The organism is Janthinobacterium sp. GW823-FHT01H08 (assembly GCF_058797855.1).
Genome location: NZ_CM179504.1, coordinates 6,098,643 through 6,123,722, shown reverse-complemented (window position 1 = coordinate 6,123,722; position 25,080 = coordinate 6,098,643). Strand labels below are relative to the sequence as shown.

Below are 25,080 nucleotides of genomic sequence, written 5' to 3'. Positions count from 1 at the left end.
TCCTGTAAAACGATTCTAAGGTATTTTGATCACGCGTAGAGCATCCGTGAAAAGATATGTCGCGCTCGTGCGGGGACGGTGCCGCCGCTGCGCAGGGTAGAATGGGCGCAGCGCAGCGTTTGCCGCTGCATTGCCTTACTTCCGATTTTTTTGATTGCCCATACATTTGAACACATTACCCAAGTCGCGCCTGCAGCGCGCCAAATACGCCTTGCCCAGCATGGTGACTTTGCTTTCGATAGCCTGCGGTTTTGCCAGCATCGTCATTTCCGTCGACAACGCCGCCGTGGGCGACGCGGATGCCTACCGGCTGGCGGCGGCGCTGCTGGTGCTCGCCGGCGTGTTTGACGCGCTCGACGGCTACGTGGCCCGGCTGACGGGAACCAGTTCGCAGTTCGGCGTGCAGCTCGATTCGATCGCCGACGTGATGAATTTCGGCTGCGCCCCGGCCGTCCTGTTGTATTGCTACGGCTTCGTGCAGATGGGCGTGCACGATCCGCTGCTGCTGCGCTTTGGCGGCATGGCCAGCTTTTTCTTTGTCGCCTGCGGGGCCATGCGCCTGGCGCGCTTCAATGTGAACGTGGGGCGTACCGATCCCCTGTATTTCGTCGGCATGCCAATCACGGCCGGCGCCGCCTGCGTGGCGGCCGTGGTGGTAGCCTGGCCGGCGCCCATCGATTCCATGCTGCACAGCTATCTATTGATGCTGCTGCTCGTCGGCGTGGGCAGCCTGATGGTGTCGACCTTGCGTTTCCCCAGCTCCAAGCAAAAGAAAAGCCTGGCCGCGCTGCTGGTGCTGATCCTTGCCATCGCCCTGCTGGTGTGGCTGAAGACGAGTTTCTTCGCCCTGTTCTTCGCCGTCTACATCGCCGCCACCCTGCTGCTCAACCTGGCATGGCATCTGGGCTGGCGCGGTATTGCCTTACCCCAGGTTTTTAACGACCCGGATGAGATTGATTAAACGTTAAGCCACCTCGTGCCCACGCGCGGCGCGCAGGATGGCGAACCAGTCACTGCGGCTGAGCGTGAACTGCGTGCCTTCCACGGCCACGCCCACGGCCTCGATGCGGCCCGTGCCCGTCAGCGGCAGGGGGCGGCAAGGCAATTGCATGATCCAGGCAAACACCACGCTGGCAAACGGACGCTGCAGCTGGTCGGCGATCTGCTTGATGACATTGCGCAAATTCTCCACATTCGCATCGCCACCCTGGAACAGGCGCCCGCCCGCTAGCGGTGACCAGATCATCGGCGCCACCCCCACGTCCTGCAAGCCGTCGAAGGTTTCGTCGAACAGGGGCGCCACGTGCAGCGGCGAGCATTCCACCTGGTTCGTCACCAGCGGGAAGCGCCGGTGCAGGCATTCGAACTGGTGGCGGCTGAAGTTCGACACGCCAAAGTGCAGCACCTTGCCATCTTTCTGCAATTGGGTAAACGCGCCGGCGATTTCGTCGAAATCCATCAGCGGGTCGGGGCGGTGGATCAGCAGCAGGTCCAGGCGGTCCGTCTGCAGCTGGCGCAAGCTGTGTTCCACGGAACCGGTGATGTGCGCCGCGCTCGTGTCGTAGTGCTGGATGGCGTGGCCGGGACGGTGCGGCGAGAGCAGCTTGATGCCGCACTTGCTGACCAGCTCCATCTTGTCGCGCAAGCCCGGCTGCAGGGCCAGCGCTTCGCCGAACAGCCCTTCGGCGCTGTAATCGCCATAGATATCGGCATGGTCGAAACTCGATACGCCCAGCGCCAGGCATTGCTCGATGAAAGCCAGGCGCTGCTGCGCCGACATATTCCACTCGCCGATGCGCCACATGCCGGCGACGATGCGCGACAGTTCGGGACCGTTGCTGCTTAAACGGCTGCGCGGCGCTTGCAGGCTGGCGGGAAATACATGGCTCATGGGCTGGCTTTCTGGTGGTGACGTGATGGGACTCGCCACGATTATAGCCAGCTAATCTACAGCATGCTGCGGATAAAGCGGCAGCAACGCTCCTGCAGGGCATCGTCGAGCTGGCCGCCCAGTTGCATCTGGTACACGAGCGCCGATTGCAGCATGAAGGCGAACAGGCGCAGGTCGAGGTCGGCGCGCACGCCGATGTTGACCAGGCGCTGCACCACCAGGGTGATCCATGGCGCGACGATCTGCTCGCGAAAGCGCAGTTGCGCCGCCGCATCATTGTGGATCAGCACCAGCAGGTCGCAGGTGAAGCGGCCGTCGGCGTTCAGGTTGTCGAAGATGCGCGCGCAGATCGCCTCGATTTCCTGGCCGTCCGGCATGTCGAGCGCGCGCTGCAGTTTTTCCGCCGTGCGTTTGACGAGCGCGTCGAGCAGCATGTCTTCGCGCCGCGGCCAGCGCCGGTAGATCGTCTGGCGCCCCACGCCGGCCACGTCGGCCACCATCTGTATCGTCACCGCCTCCAGTCCATGCTGGCGCACCAGCATGACGATCGCTTCCAGTACTGCATCTTCCACGCCCGCCTTGCGCGGGCGGCCACGCACCGGTGCCTCTTTTGTAGTCACGTCTCACCTGTCTCTGAATGTTTCTTTTAATTATGGTACGATGCGCACCGTAAATGCAAAGCTAGCGCTTGTCAATCATCTTGATCAATTAACCGGCAGGCGGATGCACCGCGCCGCGATACTCCAGCCATCTTTACGTGAAATCTGCCATCTCAGCGGCGCGTGTCCGCATTTTCTTTCTGACTCCCACATCCATCACTGTGGCGGCTTATGCCGCCTGAGGACAACCTATGAAAATCATCGGGATTTCGCCCCACCGGCGTAACTTCTTGCGCAAGGCCGTCGGCGCCGCGCCTGCTGTGGCCTTGCTGGCTGGCGCCGGCGGCGGCCTGGCCATGGCCGTCTCCAAAGACCAGCCTGCCTACAAACCGCGCTTTTTCGACGCCACCGAGTGGGCCACATTGAGCGCGCTGGTCGACCGCCTGATCCCCGCCGATGGCGAAGGGCCGGGCGCGCTGGAATCGGGCGCGCATGAATTCATCGATGCGCAGATGAACACGCCTTACGCGTATGGCGCGCTGTGGTACATGCAAGGGCCGTTCGTGCCCTCGATCGAACAGTTCGGCTACCAGTTCCACATGGCGCCGCGCGAGCTGTACAAGAGCGCCCTGGCGGGCGTGAATGCGGCCGTGCAGAAACAGTCGGGCAAGCCTTTCGTCCAGCTGAACGCGGCCGAGCGCGACGCCGTCATCACGCAATTGCAAAAGGGCACCTTGGACATCGGCGAAGTGCCGTCGAAAATCTTCTTCAACCAGCTGCTGCAAAACACCCGCGAAGGCTATTTTTGCGACCCCGTGCACGGCGGCAACAAGGACATGCTGGCCTGGAAGATGGTCGGATTCCCTGGCGCGCGCGCCGACTACATGGACTGGGTGGAGCAGTACGGCAAGAAATACCCGTTGCCTCCCGTGTCCATAGCGTAAAACTTTTAGTACCCGATCAAAGAAAAAGAAAAACCATCATGAGTGATATCAAACCCGATGTAAAAATGAAGCCTGTCGATGCCGTGATTGTGGGCTTCGGCTGGACCGGCGCCATCATGGCCAAGGAATTGACGGAGGCGGGCCTGAACGTGGTCGCGCTGGAACGCGGCGAGTACCGCGACACCTATCCCGACGGCGCCTATCCGAAGACCCTCGACGAGCTGACCTATATCCAGCGCAGCAAGCTGTTCCAGGATATGTCGAAGAGCACGTTCACCTTCCGCCACAGCATCACGGGCGTGGCCGTGCCGTACCGCCAGATCGGCGCCTTCAAGCCCGGCACGGGCGTGGGCGGCGCGGGTTTGCACTGGTCGGGCATGCACTGGCGCGTCCTGCCGGAAGAGCTGCAGATCCGCAGCCACTACGAACGCCGCTACGGCAAGAAATTCATCCCTGAAGGCATGACGATCCAGGATTTTGGCGTGACTTACGCCGAGCTGGAGCCGCACTTCGATTTCGTCGAGAAAGTCTTCGGCACCTCGGGCCAGGCGTATAAGGTCAACGGCATCGTCGTCGGTGACGGCAATGTGTTCGAAGGCGACCGCTCCGACAATTACGCGCTGGCGCCGCAAAAAGTGCCGTACACGGCCGAACTGTTCCGCCGCGCGGCCAAGGCCGTCGGCTACCACCCGTTCGTCAACGCCTCGTCGAACGCGTCCGGTCCGTACACGAATCCGTACGGCTGCCAGATGGGCCCGTGCAACTTCTGCGGCTTCTGCTCCGGCTACGCCTGCTACAACTATTCCAAGGCCTCGCCCAACGTCAACATCATGCCGGCTCTGCGTATGGTGGCCAACTTTGAATTGCGCGCCAATTGCAACGTCGTGCGCATCAACCTCGACGGCAGCAAGAAACGCGCCACGGGCGTGACCTATATCAATGCGGATGGCAAGGCCGTCGAACAGCCTGCCGACCTGGTCATCGCCAGTGCCTTTGCCTACAACAATGCGCACCTGTTCCTGCTGTCGGGCATCGGCAAGCCGTACGACCCCGTCAGCAATGAAGGCGTGGTGGGGCGCAATATCGCCTACCAGATGATGTCGACCATCCAGACTTTCTTCAAGGAAGACACGAACACGAACCCGTTCATCGGCGCCGGCGGCACCGGTGTCGCGCTCGATGACTGGAATGGCGACAATTTCGACCATGGCCCGCTGGGCTTCGTGGGCGGTTCGCCCGCCTGGTGCAACCCGGCCGGCTCGAAGCCGATCTCGGGCATCGCCACGCCGGACGGCACGCCCGCCTGGGGTGCTGCCTGGAAAAAGGCCGTCAAGAAGAGCTATTTGAACACGGTGTCGTTCGATTGCCACGGCGCCAACATGACTTACCGCGACTGCTATGTCGACCTCGACCCGACCTACACGGACAAGTATGGCCAGCAATTGCTGCGCTTTACCTTTGACTGGAAGGAAAACGACATCAAGATGAGCCGTTTCGTCACCGACAAGATGATGAAGGTGGCCGAAGCCATGAATCCCGAATCGATCAAGGTATCGGTCAAGAGCGTGGGCGACCACCTCGACTTGCGCAATTACCAGACCACGCACTGGGCGGGCGGCACGGCCATGGGCACGGACCGCAAGACCAGCGTCGTCAACCGCTACCTGCAAAGCTGGGACGTGCACAACGTGTTTGCCGTCGGTTCCAGCGTGTTCCCGGTCGGCATCGGCTACAACCCGACGGGCCTCGCTTGCGCGCTGACCTACTGGTCGGCCAAGGCCATCCGCGAGCAATACCTGAAAGATCCCCGTCCCCTGGTCGCTTGATAAAGAACAAGAAGATGAACAACACATTCACCCATACCGTGGGCGCGCTGCTGCTGGCGCTCGCCGCCAGTACCCCCTGCACCGTCCTGTCTGCCACCACGGCCGCCACCGTCCCGAACGCCCAGCTGATACGCCAGGGCGAATACCTGGCCCGCGCCGGCGACTGCATCGCCTGCCACACGGCCGGCACGAAAGGCAAACCGTTCGCGGGCGGCCTGGGCATGGAAACGCCGATCGGCAAGGTGTATTCCACCAACATCACGCCCGACAAGAAGGCCGGCATCGGCGACTGGAGCTTTGCCGATTTCGACAAGCTGATGCGCACCGGCGTGACCAAGCACGGCTATACCGTATATCCGGCCATGCCGTATCCGTCGTATTCGCGCCTGAGCGAGGCGGACATGCAGGCGCTGTACGCCTACTTCATGCATGGCGTGAAGGCGGACCCGACGCCGAACAAGGCGGCCGACATTCCGTGGCCATTGTCGATGCGCTTTCCGCTGACCATCTGGCGCTGGGCGTTTGCCCCCACGCCGCAGCCGTATAAAACGCCGGCCACGGGCGACGCGCAATTGCTGCGCGGCGCCTACCTGGTGCAGGGCCTGGGCCACTGCGGCGCCTGCCATACGGCGCGCGGCGTGGGCATGCAGGAAAAATCGCTGACGGACGAGGGCAACACGACCTTCCTGGCCGGCGGCGGCGTGATCGACGGCTGGTCCGTGCCTTCGCTGCGCAATGAACATGGCGGCGGCCTGGCGCGCTGGAGCGCAGCCGAGATCGCCGAATTCCTGAAGACGGGCCGCAACAGCCACACGGCCTCGTTTGGCGCCATGAACGACGTGGTGGCCCATTCCATGCAGCACATGACGGATGGCGACCTGGCGGCGATGGCGAAATACCTGAAGTCTTTGCCGCCATCGAATCCAGGCACGCCCACCTTCGTGGCCGACGACAAGCTGGGCAAGCAATTGTTCAGCGGCATCGTCAACTCGAAAGGCGCGCAACTGTACCTGGACCGCTGCGCCGGTTGCCACCGTTCCGACGGCAAGGGCTACGACAAGGCTTTCCCTGCGCTGGCCGGCAATGCCGTGCTGCAGACGAACGATCCGACCTCGGCCATCAATATCGTGCTGTCGGGCGGCGCCGTGCCGGCCACGCGCACGGCGCCGTCGGCGCTGACGATGGCGCCGTATGCCGACATTTTCAATGATGAGCAAACCGCGCAGGTAGTGACCTTCATCCAGACCAGCTGGGGCAACCGGGGCACGCCCGTGACGGCGGCGCAGGTGGCCAAGGTGCGCAAGCTGTCCGTGCCGGTGGAACCATCGCAGACGGAAGCGACGTTTGCGGCAGGGCGCCACGGCACGTTCCCGCCTGTGGCGCGCCAGCCGCACCTGAAGGATGCGCCGGCGAAGTAACGTCGACGGACGAAAAAAAATGCCCGCAGCGATGCGGGCATTTTTTATGGGGAATGCTAAGGGCTTATTTCATCCACAGGCGCATCGAATCCCAGGCGCGGCCGAAGATCGTTGCCTGGTTGATGGTTTCCAGCGCCACGACGGGCAGTTCCAGCAGGACCTTGTCATCGACCATCATTTTCAGCTTGCCGACAGGGGCGTTTTCCGCCAATGGCGCGACCAGCGGGTCCTTGCGCTCCAGCACAGGTTTCATCTTGGCCGCCGTGCCTTTTGGTACGGTGACGAGAACATCGCGGGCGAAACCGATTTTCACGGTGCCTTTCGAGCCCTTCCACACTTCCGGCGTGGCGACGGCCTGGCCTTTCGAGTACAGCTTGACCGTATCGAAGTTCTGGAAGCCCCAGTTCAGCAGCTTCTGGCTTTCCTGCGTGCGGGCCTGGTCCGACGTCGTACCCAGCACCACGGAGATCAAACGGCGCTCGCCGGTGCCGCCCGGACGGCGTGCCGAGGCGATCATGCAATAGCCGGCCGCTTCCGTGTGGCCCGTCTTCATGCCGTCGACGGTCGGGTCCAGCCACAGCAGGCGGTTGCGGTTAGGCTGGGTGATCTTGTTGTACGTGAAACTTTTAATGGAATCGATTTTGTAGAATTCCGGGTAGTCGGCGATCACGCGCTTGGCCAGCACGGACAAGTCTTGCGCCGTGGAATAGTTCTCGGGGCTAGGCAAGCCATGCGGATTGGCAAAACGCGTGTTTTTCAGACCCATGCGCTGGGCTTCGCGGTTCATCAGCACGACGAAGGTGCCTTCATCGCCGGCGACGGCTTCGGCCAGTGCCACGGCAGCGTCGTTACCCGATTGAATCATCAGGCCGTGCAGCAAGTCGTCGATCGACACGGGCGTGGCCGGGTCGATGAACATCTTCGAGCTGCTCGAATCGACTTTCCATGCGCGCACGGACACGTTCACTTTCTGGTCCAGCGCCAGCTTCTTTTCGCGGATGGCGGCAAACGTCAGGTAGGCCGTCATGATCTTGGTCAACGAGGCCGGCTCGATGCGCGCGTCCGGATCTTGCGAAGCAATGATCTGGCCACTGGTGGCGTCGAGCAGCAGCCAGGACTTGGCGGCGATGGTCGGGGCTGGAACGGTTTGCGCGTAGGCGGCGGATAGGAAAAGTACACTGGAGGCCAGTGCCGCTAAAAGTTTTTTCATGGAGGCTGGTCTGCGAAAAAGATGAAGGCTGAGGGCCACGCAGTTGCTGCGTACGTGGCCGCGTGGAAAAAACGGATCAATTATAGCCGTGGAGGCGCTAGTAAGCCCACACTTCAATGATCATCTGCTGCGATTGCGGGTTTGTCACCATGCCACAGCGCAATCACGAGGTTCTTGATGTGGTTGAGCTTGCGGTGGAAAAAGTGGTCGGCGCCGGGGATCACAATCACGGGGATGTCTTGTGGACGGGCCCAGTCGAAGACGGCGGACAGGGGAATCGTGTCGTCCAGTTCGCCGTGGATCAAAATGGTGTCGGCCGGAATGTCGGCCATCGCCCATTTGCCGGCCGCGCTGCCGATCAGCGCCAGACGCTCGGCGGGCGTGCCGGCGGCGGCCAGGCGTTCCTGCAGTTTCGATTGCACGTAGGTGCCGAACGAGAAGCCGGACAAGGCCACGGGCAAGCCCGGGTACAGGCCGACCATGTGTTCGTATAACAGTTGCATATCGTCCGTCTCGCCCGCGCCATGGTCATGTACGCCTTCGGAGGCGCCCACGCCGCGGAAGTTGATGCGCGCCACCACGTAACCGAGGGCGACAAACGCGCGCGCCAGGGTTTGCGTGACCTTGTTATCCATCGTGCCGCCGTACAACGGGTGCGGATGAGCAACGAGGGCGATGCCGCGCGGGGTGTCTGCCGGGAAATCGAGCAAGCCTTCCATGCTGCCTGCATGGCCGGCGAGGGTAAATTTTTCCGAGTTTCTGTTCATGATGCTCATACTGGTGGCGTAGGCTTAAATTAGGATTAAATATGCGGCATAGAACGCCTAACAAAACCGTAGCGAGCGGCAGTGAGTTGTGGCTGAGAAGCGGAACTGTGCTTGAGCACAGCGAGCATCGGAGGCCGCAAATCGCGACGTGCAGTAGGTTCTGTTAAGCGTTCTTAGATTTTCAGGCGTTCGACGACCTTGCCGCCCACCAGGTGGGTATCGATGATTTCATCGATATCGCTGGTGTCGACATAGGTGTACCAGGTCGCTTCCGGGTAGATCACCAGCAGCGGGCCTTCCTCGCAGCGGTCCATGCAGCCGGCCTGGTTGATGCGGATCTTGCCCGCGCCGTTCATGTCGAGTTCCTTGATGCGGCGCTTGCAATGCTTTTGCGCCGCTTCCGCGCCATGGTCGCCGCAGCTGTTGCGGCCATCTTCACGTTTGTTCATGCAGAAAAAAACGTGGCGTTCAAAATACGGTGCGTCGCTCATACTATGCTCCTGCTGATTCATCAATGCGCCATGATAGCGCTTATGGGTGGTCTTCGCGACGCTGGCGCTGCACATCGTCCTGCCGGTTCAGGCGGTGCGAGGGCAGGCACAGGAACCACAGGGCCACGAAGGGCCACAGCAAGGCGAGAAATTGCGCCGCGCCATTAAAGTTCAGGAACTTGCCTTGTACCCAGCCTTGCAAGGTTGACATGAAATAGGGATTGATCGGCGTCGTATTCACCATCACCAGGCTCAGCAGCAAGGTGGCGGCTGCGATGCGGCGCTGCGCCACGTGCGGCGCGAAGGCCAGGCCGCCCAGCATGATCAGGCCGATCAAAAAGCCGCCCTGGGCGCCCGGCGTGATCCAGACGAAGGCATTTTCCGGCGAAAACAGCAGCGCGCTGGCCATCGAGCGCACGGTCAAGGCGGCGGCGATCAGGGTCAGCATCAGGATGGCGCGCGGCGCGGCGCGGCGCAGCAGGCACAGCAAAGTGAGCACGGCGCCCGTCATGCCGCAAGCCGTGATGATGGTTTCCGAAAGCCAATATTGCTCAACCGTTAAGACCACGTCGGGACGCAGATACGTGGCCAGGTCGATGTCGACGCCCGCCAGCTGCGACAGCCAGTCCGACAGGATGGGCAGCAGCTGGCCCAGGCCGAACAGATAGCCTTGCGGATAAATCTGCGCCAGCGGCCACAGGGCCACCAGCACCAGGCCCTGGCTGGCGTGCTGGGCAAACCAGCGCTGGCGCAAGCGGTACAAATGGCTGTGGTCGAGCAGCTTGCGCGCCGTCAGGGCGCCGATGATGGAACCGATGCAGCAGCCGGCCGCATTCGTATAGAAATCGAGATTCGACGATACGCGGCTGGGCAGATAGGTTTGCACGGCTTCCATGCTGCCGGAAATCAACATGCCGCACAGGCTGGCGACGATGACGGCAAAGAAACCCGTGATCCTTGGAAACAACGAATACACGATCAAGGCGCCCAGCGGGATGTAGCCGACGATATTTACGCCGACATCGAAGCCCGTCCAGTAACGGGGCATGCGCGTGTTTTCCAGGAAAGTCAGCGGCGACAAGCCATTGCTGTGCCAGCCCGTGAACGGAAACCAGCTCGCGTAGACGATCAGGAAGACGTAGGCGAGCAGGGTCGCGCGCGACACGGGCGAGGAACGGACGGGCGGCAGCGGCGCCGCCGGGCTGGCGGGGGATGCGGGGTCGGTCATTCTTTCGGAATATTCAGCGTGCCCAGCCAGGTGAGCAGGTCGGCGGCGATGGCATCCGAGGCCGCCGCCAGCGCCTGCGCGCCGCCTTGCGCATCGGCGCTGCCGGCCGGACCGCTGCGGCTGAATGTTTTCTGGTCGATCAGGCGGTGGCCGCGGAACAGCGAGGCGCGCAGCGACACATGGCCGCTGCTTTGCGTCTGCGTGTCAAACGCTTGCGAAAAATCATCGACGTCGATGCGCAGCAGCGGGATGCCGGCGGCCGCGTCCGTGGTCGACAGCACTTTCACGCCGCTTTGCGCCACGCGCGTTTTCAGGCGCTGGCTTAACAGTTGCAGCGGCGGCGTGTTCCAGCGGTTGTAGGCGTACGGCCGCGATTGCTGCGCATCGGCGTACAGCAGGCGGTAATACATGCGCTGGCTATCCAGCCACGAAGGGCCGTTCGCGTCGGCAATGACCAGCACGGGCACGGCTGGCGCGGCCGCTTGCGGTGCCGCTGCCTGCGGCGCGGCCGGGCCGAAATCATAGAACGTGGACACGGGGCCGCGGCTGGCGCAGCCGCCCAGCAAAAAAGCGCCGGCGACGATGAGTGCGGTGAGATGGCGAGGAATAGGCATGCGGTGTTCTCCTTATTTGCCGGGCGCCGAAAAACCGGGCTCGCCCGGGCCGGGCGGGATGTCTGGGGCGCCGAACAAGATGCTCTGCGGCTGTTCATTGAGCGTGCTCATGGTGGTTTTCAGGGCGCGCATCGAGGAGCGCGCCTCGCCGCTCAGCTCTATCACCTGCGGCAAGACTTCCAGGGACACGCCATTGGCCACCGTTTCCACGGAATGGCCGACCCGGTCGACCGTGCCATTGACCTTGTCGAGCACGCCGCCGGGCGCCTGGATGTCGTTACCGAGTTTTTTCCACGTGGCCGTCAAGTCCGACACGTTCTTGCTGGCCGTGCTGACGGCCGTCAAGGTTTGCCGCGTTTGTTCCGTCAGTTGCGGCAATTGCGCCAGGGTCGGTTCCAGCTGCTGCGGGATGGCGCCAAAGGCCTTGGCCGCCTTGCCCACTTCAGTGAAGGCGCCCAGCATGGCCGCCTGGTTGTCGGGGCTGAGCAAATTATTCACTTTGTTGGTGATCTGCTCGGCCTGGTCGAGGATGCGTTTGCCCCGTTTTTCCAGCTGGTCGAGCAAGCCCGCGCGCAGGGGGATCAGCGACGGCTTGTCCTTGCTGGTGCCCAGCAGTGTCGAGCCCACGTGCTCGTCGTCGAGCTGGATGTAGGCGATGCCCGTCACGCCCTGGTAGCCCAGGGTGGCAAAGGTGGTATTCGTGACGGGGGTATCGGGCGCCACGCTGATGTGCACGAGGATTTGCCCCGCCTTTTGCGTGTCGAAGTCGATGGCGTCGACCTTGCCCACTTCCAGGCCCCGGTAGCGCACGGTCGCCTGCGGGTTCAGGCCCGGCACGGACAGGGTGGTGGCGAGCAAATACGGCACCCGTTCCACGCGGTCGCGGTTGAACCAGACGCCGAACAGGATGGCGGCCACCAGCAAGGTCAGTGTAAAAAATCCCGTCATCAGGGCATGTGATCTGTTTTCCATTACTTCTCCGCTTTCTTGTCTGTGCCGGCGTCGTCGCCTGGCTGCGCCGCCTTGTCCGCCGCCTGTTTTTCATCGAGGACGGCCAGCGCGCGCTTGCCGCGGTCGCCGAGGAAAAATTGCTTGATGAACGGATGGTCCACTTCGATTACCTCGCGCGTGGGGCCGATGGCGATCACGTGTTTTTCCGCCAGCACGGCGATACGCGTGGACAGGGCAAACAAAGTGTCGAGGTCATGCGTGACCATCACCACCGTCAAGCCCAGTTCGCGGTGCAGCGACTGGATCAGGGCGACAAAACTTTCCGACAAGTCCGGGTCCAGGCCGGCCGTCGGTTCGTCAAGGAACAGCAGCTTCGGTTCCAGCGCCAGGGCACGCGCCAGGGCCACGCGCTTGATCATGCCACCAGACAAGTCCGACGGCATTTTCAGCGCATGTTCCGGGCCCAGGCCCACCATGTTCATCTTTAATAATACCGCGTCGTGGATCAGCGCTTCGGGCAGCACGCGCAATTCGCGCATGGGCTGGGCCACGTTGTCGAACACGGTCAGGGCCGAATACAGGGCACCTTGCTGGAACAGCATGCCCCAGTGGTTGCGCAACTGCTGCAGCTGGTCGGAACTTGCCTTGTTGATATCTTCGCCAAAGACTTTGACGCAGCCGCGTGCCGGATGTTCCAGGCCCAGCATCTGGCGCAGCAGCACCGTCTTGCCCGTGCCGGAACCGCCCACGATGGAAAGGATTTCGCCCCGCTCGATTTCCAGGTTCAAGTCCTGGTGCACGACGGTGCGGCCGAACTTGGTCCAGAGATTGGTGATTTCCACCACGGGCGCGTCGCCATGCAGATCGAACTGGCCGTCCTGGCCCTCGCTCGCCTTGCAGGCGATATCGGTGTCGTTCGCCATCAGTAGCCCACTCCATTGAAGACGATGGCAAACACGGCGTCGGCCAGGATGACCACGGTGATGGCCGTGACGACGGCGGTGGTGGTGCCGCGCCCCAGGCTTTCCGTATTGGCCTTGATGCGCAGGCCGAAGTGGCAGGAGACGAGGGCGATCAGCATGCCGAAGATCACGCCCTTGCCCAGGCCGATCATGTAGTTGGCCAGCGGCACGGCATCGGGCAGCTTCTGGATGAAGTAACGCGCCGACAGATTCAGTTCCACCTTGGCCGCCACCATGCCGCCGATCAGCGCGGCCGTATCCGTCCAGATGACGAGCAGGGGCATGGAAATGGCCAGGGCCAGCACTTTGGGCATGATCAGGCGGAAACCGTGCGAAATGCCCATCACCAGCATGGCATCGAGCTCCTCCGTGACGCGCATGACGCCCAGCTGGGCCGTGATGGACGAGCCGGAGCGGCCGGCCACGAGAATGGCCGCCAGGAGCGGCCCCAGTTCGCGGATCACGCTCATGCCCAGCAGGTTGACCAGGTAAATATCGCCGCCAAAGGCGCGCAGTTGCTGCGCGGAAAGATAGGACAGCACGACGCCGATCAGAAAGCCGACCAGGGCCGTGATGCCCAGCGCCTGGAAGCCCGCATGGAAGATATTGGCGGAAATTTCACGCCACGGCCCGCGCATCGGGTGGCGCGCGAAGCGGCCGATATCCTGCGTCACTTGGCCGACAAGGGCAATAAAGCCCTTTAAATGTTCGAAAAACAGCAAAATGGCCATGCCCAGCTTCATCACGGGCGTGAGGCGGTTGGCGCGCGACGGCGGCGTTTGCAGCGGCCCCGTCTCTTCGATGCGCCGGAAAAACTCTTCCTGCGACGGCGCCAGGGTCAGCTGCGCGGGGCGCTGCTTGCCCCAGGCATTCCAGAACAGCTGGGCGCCGATATGGTCCATGCTGTCGATGGCCGACAAATCCCATTGCGCCTTGGTATCACCCTGCAAGGGCTTGAGCTGGGCCTCGATGGCCTTGATGGCATTGTCATGCGCCAGCGCGTGCACCTGCCAGGTGCCGCTGGCAGTGACAAGGGCTCCCTGTTGGGAGCTGGTCTGGGAGAGGGTCAGTTTCGGCGATTGTACAGTCGGCATCGTGCCAGTTTAAGGGAGAATGGCGCAGACCGCCACCGCTGTTCAATCGCCCGCCCCTCAGGACGCCAGGTGGCGCGCCTGCCGCTGCGGCAGGGCGACGTCCGGGCGCACCTTGGCGTTGCTAGTACTCACTTCGCTTGGCTTGGCATGTGCGGCCGCCTGCGCGCCGCCCGCATAGTCGCTGGCCACGAGGGCATTGGCCTCGGCCGCGCTCATGCCGCGCGTCTGCAGCCATTGCGCCACCAGCTTGGCCAGGCGTTCCATGGCGATGCGGTGGGTGGCGTCCGTGTGGGCGTACAGCCAGTTCGAAAAATCCATGAAGTTTTCAAACGGCGACTCGCCCAGCATCCATTGCACCGTATTGGCGAAGCGGCCCGAGTTGGCCACCAGGTCCCAGTAGCGGGCGAAGCGCACGAGGCGCTGCATGCTCATGAAATCGAGCTGTTTATTGGCCAGGATGGTGTATGGCGGGTGCGGGTCGAACACCATGCCATAGTTTTCCGTATGCCGGATGATGGGCGTGCCGCGCAGCCGCTTCAAGATGCCGAACTGGATTTCATGCGGTTTCAGGGCCACCAGCTTGTTGAAACCGGCCGCAAAGCTCGCTTCATCCTCGCCCGGCAAGCCGGCGATCAGGTCCACGTGCAAGTGGGCGTTCGATTCCTCGCACAGCCAGCGGATGTTGTCGGCCGCCTTTTGGTTGTCCTGCTTGCGGCTGACCAGCGATTGCACGTCCGGATTGAAACTCTGGATGCCGATTTCGAACTGCAGCGCGCCGGGCGGGAACTTGCTGATGCCTTCTTTCAAGGCGTCGGGCAGGTGGTCGGGCACCAGCTCGAAGTGGGCATAGATGGGATCGTCCGGATTGGCCTCGATCTTGTCTAAAAAGAACTGCATGATCTTCAAACTGGTCTTGATGTTCAGGTTGAAGGTGCGGTCGACGAACTTGAACAGGCGCGCGCCGCGCGCATGCAGGGACTCCATCTCGGCCAGGAAGTTCTCCAGCGCGAAGGGCCAGGCCGTCTTGTCCAGCGCCGACAGGCAGAATTCGCACTTGAACGGGCAGCCGCGCGACGCTTCCACGTAAATCGTGCGGTGGCGGATATCGTCGTCGGTGTACAAGGAGTAGGGCAGCTGCAGTTCCGCCAGCGGCGCCTGCACGCCCGCATGGATCTTCATCAGCGGCTTCGGGCCGTTGAGGATCTCGCCGCACAGCTTGGGGAAGGTGACGTCGCCCCAGCCCGTGATCAGGTAGTCGGCCAGTTTGACGATTTCCTGCTCGCCCGCCTCGTGCGACACTTCCGGCCCGCCCAGCACGATGATGACTTCGGGCGCCACGCGTTTGAGCATGGCCACCAGTTTGGTGGTTTCCTCGACGTTCCAGATGTAGACGCCAAAACCGATGATACGGGGCTTGTTGACGAGGATGCGCTCGACCAGTTCCGTCGTCTTGGTGCCGATGACGAATTCCTGCAGCCGCGTCTGCGCCTGCAGCGGGCCCATATTGGCCAGCAGATAGCGCAATCCCAGCGAGGCGTGGGTATAGCGGGCGTTCAGGGTGGAGAGCAGGATGGTCATGGGAGGCGATGGAAACGGCGAATCCGCTATTTTACGCTGTCGCGTCAGCTGTGCGCTGCGGCTGCCAATGCCATGTTACCATTTGTCAACAATTACTAACTTGTCAATGCTGCGGCAGGCTAAAAGGGATACAAGGTGCTGGCGAAAAAAGTACTCAATAAAAAAGTCCTGGTCGGGGCACTGGCCGGCGTGGCGCTGGTGGCGGCCGCGCTGGTCGGTTACCGGGTGTTCGGCTGGGGCACGCTGGGGCCGGTCAACGGCCTGAAGCTGGATTTATCGCGGCCCGACGCGCTGGTCCGCACGAAAAGCCTGTCGGCCTTGCCGCGCGACCTGCTGACGGTGCCGCTGGCGCGCGACGTGCTGCGCGAGGATTTCCTGTTCTATTACGAGCAGAGCGAAGACCGGCTGGGCCTGAAGGGCAGCCTGCGCCGCATCGCCTATGAACATGAATTGGGATGGGGCGACCAGCTGCTGCGCATGGTGCTGGACCAGCCGGCGGAAGTGGCCCTGTGGCGCGACGCCGACGGCTCGCTCAAGCATTTCGCCATCGCCGTCTCGCGCAGCCAGCTGACGCGCCTGCTCGAGGAAGCGGGCAAGATCGCCTTGAAGGATACGCAGATGCGCGTGGCCGGCAGCTTGCGCGTCGATGGTGGCCAGGTGCCCGTGTATGCGCTGAACTATGCCTACCAGCGCACCTTGCTGTTCGCCGCGCACGGCCAGCGCCTGGTCATCCTGTCCCATCCCGGCATGCTGTACGGTGGCAGCGACGGCAAGCATGGCGATGGCACGGCCGAGAAAACCGTGGCCAGCCTGCTGGCACCAGAGCCGGCGAAACAAAACGTCTTTCATGCGCAATTCCATCTCGATCCAGCCGCGCCGGAGGGACACAGCATCGCCGTCAAGGCCGACTTCCTGTCGTTCGGCTACCAGCCCTTCTTTGGCGCGCTCGAAGCGCTGCGCTTCGATTTTCAACAGGGCGCCTGGCAATCGAAGGTGCTGCTCAATGCCGATAAACTGAAAAACGGTGCGTATGACAGCAGCGCCCTGTGGCCGCAGCTGCCGCATAACCCGAGCGCCTGCTTCAGCGTGCCGGTGGACTGGGCCGCGCTGCAGCCCGTGCTCAAGCGCCTGGGCGACAAGACATCGGAGCCGGTGGTGCCGCTGGCCGGGCACTTGCAAGGCCCCGCCGCCGCCTGCTGGTACGGCAGTTCGCGCCTGCATACGCCCGTGTTTGTCGCCACGCGCAGTGCGCAGGCCGGCGACGACGCTGTCTATGGCAGCCTGTTCGCGGCGGCCATCGGCGGCAAGGACCCCGTGCGCAAGACCACCGGCAAGGATGGCGCCATTCGCTGGGAGCGCGGCGTCGCCACGGCCCTTGGCCAATCCACGCCGGCGCTGGCCGTGGCCGGCAATACGGTTGTCTTCTCGGCCGACGGCAAGCTGGTGGACCAGGTGCTGGCCGTGCGCCGCAAGCAGGCGCCGGCCGCCAGCGACCTGCTGCCCGATGGCGCGCACACGATCGGCCTGATCGCGCCGGCCTCGCTGGCCCGCCTGATCCAGCTGGAAGCCTTCGATACCCTGCCGGCGAATAACGAACCGGTCTTGCGCGCGGCCGCCAACGAACACCTGGTGCCGCGCCTGAACGCCCTGAAAAAATATCCGCCGCTGCGCATGGTGCTCAAGCGGCAGCCAGCCAGCGGCACGTCGTGGGAAACGCTGGAATGGCAGGAGACGGCGCGATGACGGTGTCGCATGGACGGCGCGCTGCGCTGGCGGTGTGCGTCGCCGCTGTCGCCGCACCCAATGCCTGGGCGCTGCGCGCGGCCGCCGGGGGGCAAGTACTGCTGTCGCAAGCCCAGAGCCGCGCCTTCCAGGCCTGGATGCTGCGCATCGTCAACGCGCAGATCGAACGGGGGCCGTCGCCGCGCTGGACGCACCGCGATTGCGCCGGCCTGGTGCGCTTTGCCGTCAACGAAGCGCTCACCGTGCATGACGCGAAATGGCTGCACGCGAACGGCATCGCCAGCGACCGGCGCTTGCCGCCCGAGCTGGAACTGGACGCGAACCAGGCAGCCCTGCGCAACCGCTGGGTGCAGACGGATGGCAAGGTCGGCCATTTCGTCACGGCGCTGGCGCTGGTGCAGCACAACAGCCGCTTCGTCGCCCGCGAGATCAGCCAGGCACTGCCCGGCGACTTGCTGTTTTTCGACCAGGGCGACGAACAGCACCTGATGGTCTGGATGGGCGCGCGCATCGCCTATCACACCGGCACCGTCACCCCCGACGACAATGGTCTGCGGACCGTCGATATCAAAGAACTCACGAGCTGGAAGGACACGCGGTGGCAACCTGTGGTCAACAATCCGAATTTCGCCGGCGTGTTCCGGCTGGCGTTTTTATCATGAAGCCGATTTTTGTCATGAAGCTATTCTTTGCCAGCCTGCTGGCCTTGGTCCTCATTGGCGGCGCCTCTGCGCAGCAGCGCGAATCGAGCAACTACAGCACCTTCAAGGGCGAGCCTTTCTTCCTGCTGTCGGACGCCAGCTACGGCAGTCTGGATGAAGCGCGCGTGCGGCTCGAGGTGCCCGGGCGCGACATGGGGCGCATGAACCTGGAAGCGTATTCGGGCGCCGACATTGTCGTCTACCGCGTGCCCGAGCCGATGGAATTCCTGAAAAAGCAGCGCAATCTGCACCGCATCCAGGTCGAAGGCAATTATCAGGGCGAGGGCCTGGCCAATACCTTGAGCTTTCTGTGGGATAGCTGGTGGAAGCAGTCGCGCCTGGCCTGGCGCAAGCTGTTTTCCGGCGAAGCGCGCCTCGCGGTCACGAAAGAACAGCCGCAACTGGCGACGAAGGACGCGATCCGCAAGCCGACCGTATTTGCCAATCATCCGCAGTACAAGCCGATCAAGGGCATGGAGCTGGTCGACAGCTTCCGCTATCCGATCTGGCAGGCCAAGGCCATCGCGCCGCCGAAAGGCGTCAAGCTCGATGGATCGAGCAGCGACTTCATCGTCGCCGGTGCCGGCAACGTGATGATCCCGCTGGGCAAGCGCAAGCCGGGCTTGTACCTGGTCGAAGCGATCATCGGCGAGCACCGCGCCACCACCCTGGTGTTCGTGTCGGACACGGTGGCCGTCACCAAGGTCTCTTCCGGCCAGATGCTGGTATGGACGGCGCGGCGCGACAACAGCGCCGCCGTGGCCGGCGCCAGCGTGGCGTGGACGGACGGTACCGGCGTGCTGCAGTCGGCCGTGACGGGCATTGATGGCGTCGCGTCGCTCGAGCGCGGCAGCCCTGAACACACGTATGTGCTGGGCCAGGACGGCGCCGGCGGCGTGTTCGTGTCCGAGAATTTTTACTATGACAGCGAAATCTATAACACCAAGATTTATGCGGTGACCGACCGGCCCCTGTACCGTCCCGGCGACGAGGTCAACGTCAAATTCCTGGGCCGCGAATTCACCTCGGCGCGCGCCTCGCAGGCAGCAAGCGCTGCACCGATCAGCTTGAGCGTGCTCAATCCGAACGGCACGCCGCTGCTGACGCAAACGCTGCAGCTGTCCGGCGATACGGGTGCCGACACGCGCTTCCGCCTGCCCACGGAAGCCACCGCCGGCGGCTATGAACTGCGCTTCAATTACAAGGATGGCGTGTATGGCGCGGCCTTCCGCGTGGCCGAATACGTCAAGCCGCATTTTGAAATCAACGTCCAGCCATCGAAACCGGAATTCAAGACGGGCGAGGCGGTCAAGGGCAGCATCGCGCTGCGCTACCCCGATGGCAAACCGGTGAAAAACGCGAAAATGACCTTGTCCTTGCGCGGCCAGCAAAACACCATGGTCGAGGGGGAGCTGCGCTACAGCGGCCTGTTCCCGGTGGCCTTGAAGACCGAGGAAGTGACGAGCGACGGCAGCGGCAATGTGGACTTCACCTTGCCGCCCGCCGCCGATCCGTCGCGCTACATCTTGACCGTGCTGGCAACCGATGGCGCGGCCTACCGCGTCAAGACGACGCGCGAGCTGATGATAGAGCGCTCGAGCAGCAGCTACCAGCTGAAGGCCGTGCGCCAGTTTTCCGATCCGGGACAAAACGTGCATTTCGATTTGCTGGCCGATGGCCAAAGCGCGGCGAAGCCCGTGCGCTGGGAGATGGTGCAGCTGGAAAAACAGAGCAAGACCGAAGGCGCCTTCGATCCGGCTGCCAAGGGCTGGGACGTGACATTCCCGGCCTCCGGCTCGTATCAGCTGGCGCTGCGCGACGAACGGGGCAACCTGCTGGCCGCCGCCAGCCACTGGGTCGCCGGCGATGGCGTGCAGACGACGCCGGGCAGCATCGAGATCGTGCTGGACCGCGCCCGCTACCGTCCGGGCGATACCGCGGAAGCCTTGATCACCTTCTCCGACAAGGTCGACCAGGCGCTGCTGACGCTCGAGCGCGACAAGGTGGAACACCATGGCTTGATGGCCGGCGCCGCGGATTGGTACCAGGCGAAGCGCGTGGCGCCGCGGCAGTGGAGAGTGCGCATCCCGGTAAAAGAAGAGCATGGCCCGAACATGACGTTCTCGGTGGCGTACACGCGCAATGGCGATTTCGTGTTCGAGAACGCCGGCCTGCAAGTGATCGAGCCGCGCATCGCGCTGCAGTTCAAGAGCGACAAGGAAGTCTACCAGCCGGGCGAAAAGGTCACGCTGGACGTCAAGGCCACGCTGGACGGCAAGCCCTTGAGCACCATGGTGGCGCTGGGCGTCGTCGATGAAATGATCTATGTGCTGCAGCCGGAAATCGCGCCCGACATCGGCGACTTCTTCTACCATCCGCGCCGCAACAACGTGCGCACCACGGCCAGCCTGTCCTTCATCAGCTACGACATGGCGCAGGGCCGCACGGCCGGCGCGCCCGCGCGCCACAACTACAACGAGCGCGGCGTCAAGGTGCTTGAACGCCCGCGCCGCGACAATATCGATACGGCCTACTGGGCGCCATCGCTGAAGACCGATGTCAACGGCAATGCGCGCGTGAGCTTCACCATGCCCGACGCGCTGACCCGCTGGAGGATCACCGGCCGCACGATGGATGAGCAGGGGCGCGTGGGCCAGCGCACCGCCTATCTGCGTTCCGACAAAAACTTCTATGCCAAGTGGACGGCGCCCGACTGGATGCGTGCCGGCGATGCGCCGCGCGCCTCGGTGGCCGTGTTCAACCAGACGGGCAAGGAGCAGGCGCTCGACGTCGTCCTCTCGGGCGGGGCGCAGCCGAAGACGGAAAAGCTGTCCGCCAAACCGGGCGTCAACTACGTCGAATTTCCGCTCGCTGCTGGCGCTAGCGGGCCGCTGCGCCTGGAGCTGAAACAGAACGGCAAGCCGGTCGACGCGTTGGAGGCAGCCATGCAAACCCTGCCCGCCGCCTGGAGCAGCCCGCGTTCGCTTGTGCTGCCGCTCGATGGCGCGACCGGTGATATGCCGCTCAAGCTGCCGGCCGACGCGCGCAATCTCCGCGTCTCGTTCGCTCAAGGAGCAGCCAGCCAGTTCGCGCGCATTGCCGACGACCTGATCGACTATCCGTATGGCTGCGTCGAGCAGACGGCCAGCCGTTTGATTCCGCTGGCGCTGGCCACGCAAAGCCTGGGGCCGGACGCCGGCGCCCTGCAAACGCTGCTCACGGCGCAGCGCCTGCGCCTGGTCTCGATGGCCGGTCCGAATGCCGTCTTCGGCTGGTGGGGCAATGCCACGGCCGGCAATGCGCTGATGACGGCGTACGCTTATTACGCCGACTGGTACGCGGCGCGCGCGCTGCACATCGAACTGCCGCCCGAGCACTGGAACAAGCTGCTGGCCGTCTACAGCGAGCATGGCTTGAAGGATGCGATGGGCGACCGCGCGCTGGTGCTGTGGATGGCGCGCGAGATGGGCTTGCCCACGCAGACATTGGCAGCGGGCCTGGTGGACGACAGCGCCATCGCCGTCCTGGGCGGCAAGCCGCGCCAGGCGGGCGACAGCGGCAGCCTGCTGCTGGGCGGGGCATCTGACCGCGAAGCGCAAGCGATGAGCCTTGGCCTGGTGGCGCTGGTCGCCAGCCAGAATGGCGTCGCCTTGCCGCATGGGCTGCAACTGCAAGTGGCCAGCGCCTGGCAGGTGTTGCGCGAGTCCAAAGCGCCAGTGGCGCAAGCCTTGCTGATGCTGGCCGGCGAAATACCGCCATCGCAGGCGGACGCGGTGCTGGCCGGCGTGCGCGCCGAGATGCCGACCCTGGACCGCGCGATGACGTTGATGTGGGTGCAGAAGAAGCTGGGTGGCGCATCGTTCGGCAAGGGGCCGGCCGTCGCGCTGGACGGCGCCTGGCAGAAACGCGACAGCCGCAGCGGCCATCCGCTGTGGCGCTGGCTTGACGCCAAGGGCGTGCCTGACAAACTGCGTCTCGCCGCCCCGGCGCCGGCCGGCACGGTGGCCGTGGTGCAGTACGACAGCTATGCCGCCGAAGCGCAGACCTTGCCGGTCACCGTCGAACGGCGCATCCTGCGCATGAAGGCGGGCAAGGGCGGCTACACGACGGAGCTGGTCAAGCCGGGCGAGGCGCTCAGCACGGACGCGCTGTACCTCGATGAAATCACCTTGAAAGCGGCACCGGGTGCGAAGCACCGCTTTGGCTTGCTGGAGGTGGCGCTGCCGCCCGGTGCCATGGTGGAATCGACGACCTGGGGCATGGTCATGGCGGGCGACAAGCCGGCCGCGCTGGAACGCGCGCGTCACACGGAGCGCCGCGACGGTTATGCGGTGCCGGTCGAGCCATTGGAAGGCGCCGTGACCGTGCGCCATCTGCTGCGCTTTGCGCAGAAGGGCAGTTATGTGCTGCCGCCGGCGCGCTTTTACCGCATGTACCAGCCGGAGCAGAAAGCCTTCGAGGGCGGCGGCAAGAGCACGCGCGCGTTGAAGGTCGAGTGATGCGCTTTGTACGTCCTGCATTGATGGCGGCAATGCTGCTGGCCATGCCTGCCTGGTCGGCTTCATTGGACGTGGCCTGGTGGCGCGACGGCAAGATGGAGGTGCGCCAGCTGCGCCAGGGCGGCACCAAGCTGCCATTCTCGCCGCCGTTTGACGGCACGCGGCAAGTGCCGCTGGCCAGCCTGTGGAAGCTGTTCGTATATGTCTACGCGAGCGATAACAAGGTGGCGATGCCCGACTACCGCTGCGGCGGCCGCGATCCGGAAGAAGTGTATTGCTGCGATGCGGGCCAGAGCATCGGCCACGATGCGGCGCTGGCGCAGTCTTGCGGCCCCTTCTTCTCGCCCCGGCGCCTGATGATCGCGGCCGCGCCGTGGCGCCGGTACTGGACCGCCCGTTTAGGTAGCGCGCCGGCAGGCGACTTTGCCTGGCTGGCGGACCCCGCGCAACTGGCGCCGGGGCGGCTGTTACGGCTGGATAGCCTGCTGCGCGCGCTGGACAGCATACCGGCTGCCAGCCGCGTGGGCGCCGAAGCGGCGCTGCTGCGCGTGGTGCTCGATGGACGCGGTGCCGGCACGGCGCGTTGGTTCGGCAGCCAGCTGCGCGTCAAGACGTATTCCTGGCACGAGCAGCGCCGGACAGATGAACGGATTGGCGGCGCGGCCGGCTGGCTGGCCGATGGCACCCCGATCTGGTTTGGCGGCGCAGGCGGCAGCAGCAATGTCTTTGAACAGTGGGCGCCCAGGCTGGCCGCCAGTCTGCCGCCAGTCGGTGTGGCCGACGATGGCGGGTGCGTGGTCGTCGATTACTTCAAGCGCTATCCGATCCGTGCCGTGCGCGGCGAGCGCGGCGTGGCCGTGCCCGGCCCGCTGAATGGCCGCTACCATGTTCGGTTCGAAAATGGCCAGAACCTGGCCTTGCGCAGCAGCGGCGAGTTGATGCTGGTACAAGAGCAGGGAGGCCGCCCGCAATTGCGCGGCCGTTTCGGCGTCAATGAATATGTGGCGCGCGTGCTCGACCGCGAAGCGAGCGCGAATGAGCCGGAAGCGGCCAAGGCGCTGGCGATTGCCGCGCGCACGTATCTGCAGCAGAACGCGGTGACGGTGGCGGGCTGCCAGCAGATTGCCGACAGCAGCGCGACCCAGCGCGTCAGTCCCAGCCCCGCTACGCCGGCGGCGCTGGCGATTGCGCGCTGGACCGACCAGCTGATCGTCGATGGCGTCACCGTGCGCTATCACAGCAACCAAGCGTCGGAGGGCACGATGGCGTGGAGCGAGGCGGTGCGGCAGGCCAGACAGGGTAAGCACTATGATGAATTGCTGGCGGCGGCCTATCCGGGCGGCGCGCTGAGCACCGTTGGCAATACCGGCGTGCGTTGCCGTCGCCTGGCGCAGAACGAGGATTGGCTGGCGCGGTCCGTGCCGCGCTGGCAGCGCGTGCTGCTGCGCGAGGCCGGCTACGAGGCGCCGCCGCAAGCGCCGCTGGTCTGCGCCCTGTCCAGCGGCGCACCGTATTCGGAACAGTCGCGCAACCGCATCTTCATGCGCCCGCTGGCCACGCGCGAAGACCGGATCACCTTGGCCCATGAATATTTGCACCTTGGCCTGCGCCGCCATCCGCGCGGCCAGGACGAAGAATATGTCGAGCGGCTGGCCCGCCGGCTCGTCGACCTTAACCTGGAGGCCCTGTGAGTTTTTATATCCGTTGCTCGATTCCGCTAATGCTGTTGCCACTATGGGCGCAGGCCCAGGTCACCATCGATGCACCGAAGGGCGGCTGGCGCAATTCGGCTGGCGCGCAGGAGGAATACACGCAAGCGGTCAATTATCCCGCCGCGTCGGCCAACCTGCAGCCGGGCCAGGCCGAGACGGCGCAGATACGGGGGCGTATCGCGGGCGCCGTCAAGGGCAAGCCCGCCACTTTGGTGGTCAATGGCGTGGCGATGCCGATGGAGGTGGGGGAGGATGGCAGCTACGGTCGCCCCTATGGTTTCGGCAGCGGCTCGAACAGCGTGGAAGTGCGCTCGCCCGATGGCAGAAGCCGCGCGCGGACCCAGTTTGTCGACAGCTACCAGGGCAAGACGCAAGCGCGCTTGCGTATCGTGCTGTCGTGGGACAGCGCCGGCACCGATCTTGATCTGCATGTGGTCACGCCGGACGGCGGCCACGCCTGGTACGGCAACCGCGTCCTGAAAGATGGCGGCGCGCTGGATGTGGACGTGACGACCGGCTATGGCCCTGAAATCTTTTCCAGCGCGGCACCCCTGAAGGGCAATTATCACGCGTATGTCAATTACTACGGTAGCGGCGAGAACACCGCCATGCTGACCGTCGCCCGCCTGTCGATCATCACCAATGAAGGCACGCCGCGGGAAAAGCTGCAGAGCTTCCAGGTGCCGATGCGGGCCGCCGGCGAGCTGACCTTGGTGAAATCGTTCGTCTTGCCATAAATGGCTCTTGCGGACACGCTGTCGCTTGGCTATAATTCGCCCCCTCGCTGAACGACGCATGCAAATGCCGAGTAAAGCAGGGTAAAAAAGAAGGTTGACGAATGAGCCGAAACGC

At 63.8% G+C, this 25,080-nt stretch carries 20 protein-coding genes; 9 read left to right on the top strand and 11 right to left on the bottom strand.

Annotated elements, in window-relative coordinates; genetic code table 11:
• Positions 1 to 220: 220 nt before the first annotated feature.
• On the top strand, positions 221 to 961 hold the full coding sequence (pssA, locus tag AC3RCG_RS27535; protein WP_227742191.1) for a CDP-diacylglycerol--serine O-phosphatidyltransferase: 741 nt from the start codon (positions 221 to 223) through the stop codon (positions 959 to 961).
• A gap of 3 nt (positions 962 to 964) precedes the next feature.
• Here the strand turns inward: pssA and AC3RCG_RS27530 are convergent, their stop codons facing one another.
• Together AC3RCG_RS27530 and AC3RCG_RS27525 are read right to left on the bottom strand one after the other, a co-directional pair.
• Complete coding sequence (locus tag AC3RCG_RS27530; protein ID WP_070224759.1) at positions 965 to 1,891, bottom strand: aldo/keto reductase; 927 nt, start codon at positions 1,889 to 1,891, stop codon at positions 965 to 967.
• 56 nt (positions 1,892 to 1,947) lie between these two features.
• Entirely contained in the window at positions 1,948 to 2,511 is a 564-nt protein-coding gene (locus AC3RCG_RS27525) for a TetR/AcrR family transcriptional regulator (protein ID WP_205602303.1), read from the bottom strand.
• A gap of 230 nt (positions 2,512 to 2,741) precedes the next feature.
• On the opposite strand from AC3RCG_RS27525, the gene AC3RCG_RS27520 reads away from it, so the two are divergent.
• The 3 genes from AC3RCG_RS27520 to AC3RCG_RS27510 are packed head-to-tail and all read left to right on the top strand — an operon-like array spanning position 2,742 to position 6,678.
• Positions 2,742 to 3,434: a gluconate 2-dehydrogenase subunit 3 family protein gene (locus tag AC3RCG_RS27520; protein WP_070310266.1), complete on the top strand. Its 693-nt coding sequence runs from the start codon at positions 2,742 to 2,744 to the stop codon at positions 3,432 to 3,434.
• Positions 3,435 to 3,472: 38 nt separating this feature from the next.
• Positions 3,473 to 5,260, top strand: coding sequence for a GMC family oxidoreductase (locus AC3RCG_RS27515; protein ID WP_492404964.1), 1,788 nt, complete (start codon positions 3,473 to 3,475; stop codon positions 5,258 to 5,260).
• Between the two features lie 14 nt (positions 5,261 to 5,274).
• The gene (locus AC3RCG_RS27510) at positions 5,275 to 6,678 is read left to right on the top strand and encodes a cytochrome c (RefSeq protein WP_492404962.1); all 1,404 of its coding nucleotides are present in this window, start codon (positions 5,275 to 5,277) and stop codon (positions 6,676 to 6,678) included.
• Between the two features lie 64 nt (positions 6,679 to 6,742).
• On the opposite strand, the gene AC3RCG_RS27505 is transcribed toward AC3RCG_RS27510, so the two are convergent.
• From AC3RCG_RS27505 to AC3RCG_RS27465, 9 genes are all read right to left on the bottom strand, one after another.
• On the bottom strand, positions 6,743 to 7,888 hold the full coding sequence (locus AC3RCG_RS27505; RefSeq protein WP_492404960.1) for a D-alanyl-D-alanine carboxypeptidase family protein: 1,146 nt from the start codon (positions 7,886 to 7,888) through the stop codon (positions 6,743 to 6,745).
• 113 nt (positions 7,889 to 8,001) lie between these two features.
• Complete coding sequence (locus AC3RCG_RS27500; protein WP_070224815.1) at positions 8,002 to 8,655, bottom strand: alpha/beta hydrolase; 654 nt, start codon at positions 8,653 to 8,655, stop codon at positions 8,002 to 8,004.
• A gap of 173 nt (positions 8,656 to 8,828) precedes the next feature.
• Positions 8,829 to 9,146, bottom strand: coding sequence for a (2Fe-2S) ferredoxin domain-containing protein (locus tag AC3RCG_RS27495; protein ID WP_070310269.1), 318 nt, complete (start codon positions 9,144 to 9,146; stop codon positions 8,829 to 8,831).
• Positions 9,147 to 9,186: 40 nt separating this feature from the next.
• Positions 9,187 to 10,374 (bottom strand): VanZ family protein, encoded by a 1,188-nt coding sequence (locus tag AC3RCG_RS27490; RefSeq protein ID WP_070224753.1) that lies wholly within the window; start codon positions 10,372 to 10,374, stop codon positions 9,187 to 9,189.
• Entirely contained in the window at positions 10,371 to 10,988 is a 618-nt protein-coding gene (locus AC3RCG_RS27485; RefSeq protein ID WP_492404957.1) for an ABC-type transport auxiliary lipoprotein family protein, read from the bottom strand. Before AC3RCG_RS27485 ends, AC3RCG_RS27490 begins: the two co-directional genes overlap by 4 nt.
• Before the next feature lie 12 nt (positions 10,989 to 11,000).
• Positions 11,001 to 11,960 carry an MlaD family protein gene (locus AC3RCG_RS27480; RefSeq protein ID WP_492404955.1) on the bottom strand — a complete coding sequence of 320 codons (960 nt, stop codon included), beginning with the start codon at positions 11,958 to 11,960 and terminating at the stop codon, positions 11,001 to 11,003.
• Positions 11,960 to 12,862 carry an ABC transporter ATP-binding protein gene (locus AC3RCG_RS27475; RefSeq protein WP_070291996.1) on the bottom strand — a complete coding sequence of 301 codons (903 nt, stop codon included), beginning with the start codon at positions 12,860 to 12,862 and terminating at the stop codon, positions 11,960 to 11,962. Before AC3RCG_RS27475 ends, AC3RCG_RS27480 begins: the two co-directional genes overlap by 1 nt.
• The gene (locus AC3RCG_RS27470) at positions 12,862 to 13,995 is read right to left on the bottom strand and encodes an MlaE family ABC transporter permease (protein ID WP_121670653.1); all 1,134 of its coding nucleotides are present in this window, start codon (positions 13,993 to 13,995) and stop codon (positions 12,862 to 12,864) included. Before AC3RCG_RS27470 ends, AC3RCG_RS27475 begins: the two co-directional genes overlap by 1 nt.
• A 57-nt stretch (positions 13,996 to 14,052) precedes the next feature.
• Positions 14,053 to 15,573 carry a B12-binding domain-containing radical SAM protein gene (locus AC3RCG_RS27465; RefSeq protein ID WP_070310273.1) on the bottom strand — a complete coding sequence of 507 codons (1,521 nt, stop codon included), beginning with the start codon at positions 15,571 to 15,573 and terminating at the stop codon, positions 14,053 to 14,055.
• Between the two features lie 135 nt (positions 15,574 to 15,708).
• Between AC3RCG_RS27465 and AC3RCG_RS27460 the strand changes: the two genes are divergently transcribed.
• From AC3RCG_RS27460 to AC3RCG_RS27440, 5 genes are read left to right on the top strand one after another with little or no spacing between them, the layout of a single operon-like run.
• Positions 15,709 to 17,316, top strand: coding sequence for a DUF2138 family protein (locus AC3RCG_RS27460; RefSeq protein WP_492404951.1), 1,608 nt, complete (start codon positions 15,709 to 15,711; stop codon positions 17,314 to 17,316).
• Positions 17,313 to 17,978 (top strand): DUF1175 family protein, encoded by a 666-nt coding sequence (locus AC3RCG_RS27455; RefSeq protein ID WP_492404949.1) that lies wholly within the window; start codon positions 17,313 to 17,315, stop codon positions 17,976 to 17,978. The genes AC3RCG_RS27460 and AC3RCG_RS27455 overlap by 4 nt, the downstream gene beginning before the upstream one ends.
• Positions 17,975 to 22,516: an alpha-2-macroglobulin family protein gene (locus tag AC3RCG_RS27450; RefSeq protein ID WP_492404947.1), complete on the top strand. Its 4,542-nt coding sequence runs from the start codon at positions 17,975 to 17,977 to the stop codon at positions 22,514 to 22,516. Before AC3RCG_RS27455 ends, AC3RCG_RS27450 begins: the two co-directional genes overlap by 4 nt.
• Positions 22,516 to 24,207 (top strand): DUF2300 domain-containing protein, encoded by a 1,692-nt coding sequence (locus tag AC3RCG_RS27445; protein WP_492404945.1) that lies wholly within the window; start codon positions 22,516 to 22,518, stop codon positions 24,205 to 24,207. Before AC3RCG_RS27450 ends, AC3RCG_RS27445 begins: the two co-directional genes overlap by 1 nt.
• Positions 24,208 to 24,236: 29 nt before the next feature.
• Positions 24,237 to 24,965 carry a YfaP family protein gene (locus tag AC3RCG_RS27440; RefSeq protein ID WP_070224745.1) on the top strand — a complete coding sequence of 243 codons (729 nt, stop codon included), beginning with the start codon at positions 24,237 to 24,239 and terminating at the stop codon, positions 24,963 to 24,965.
• Positions 24,966 to 25,080 lie beyond the last annotated feature (115 nt).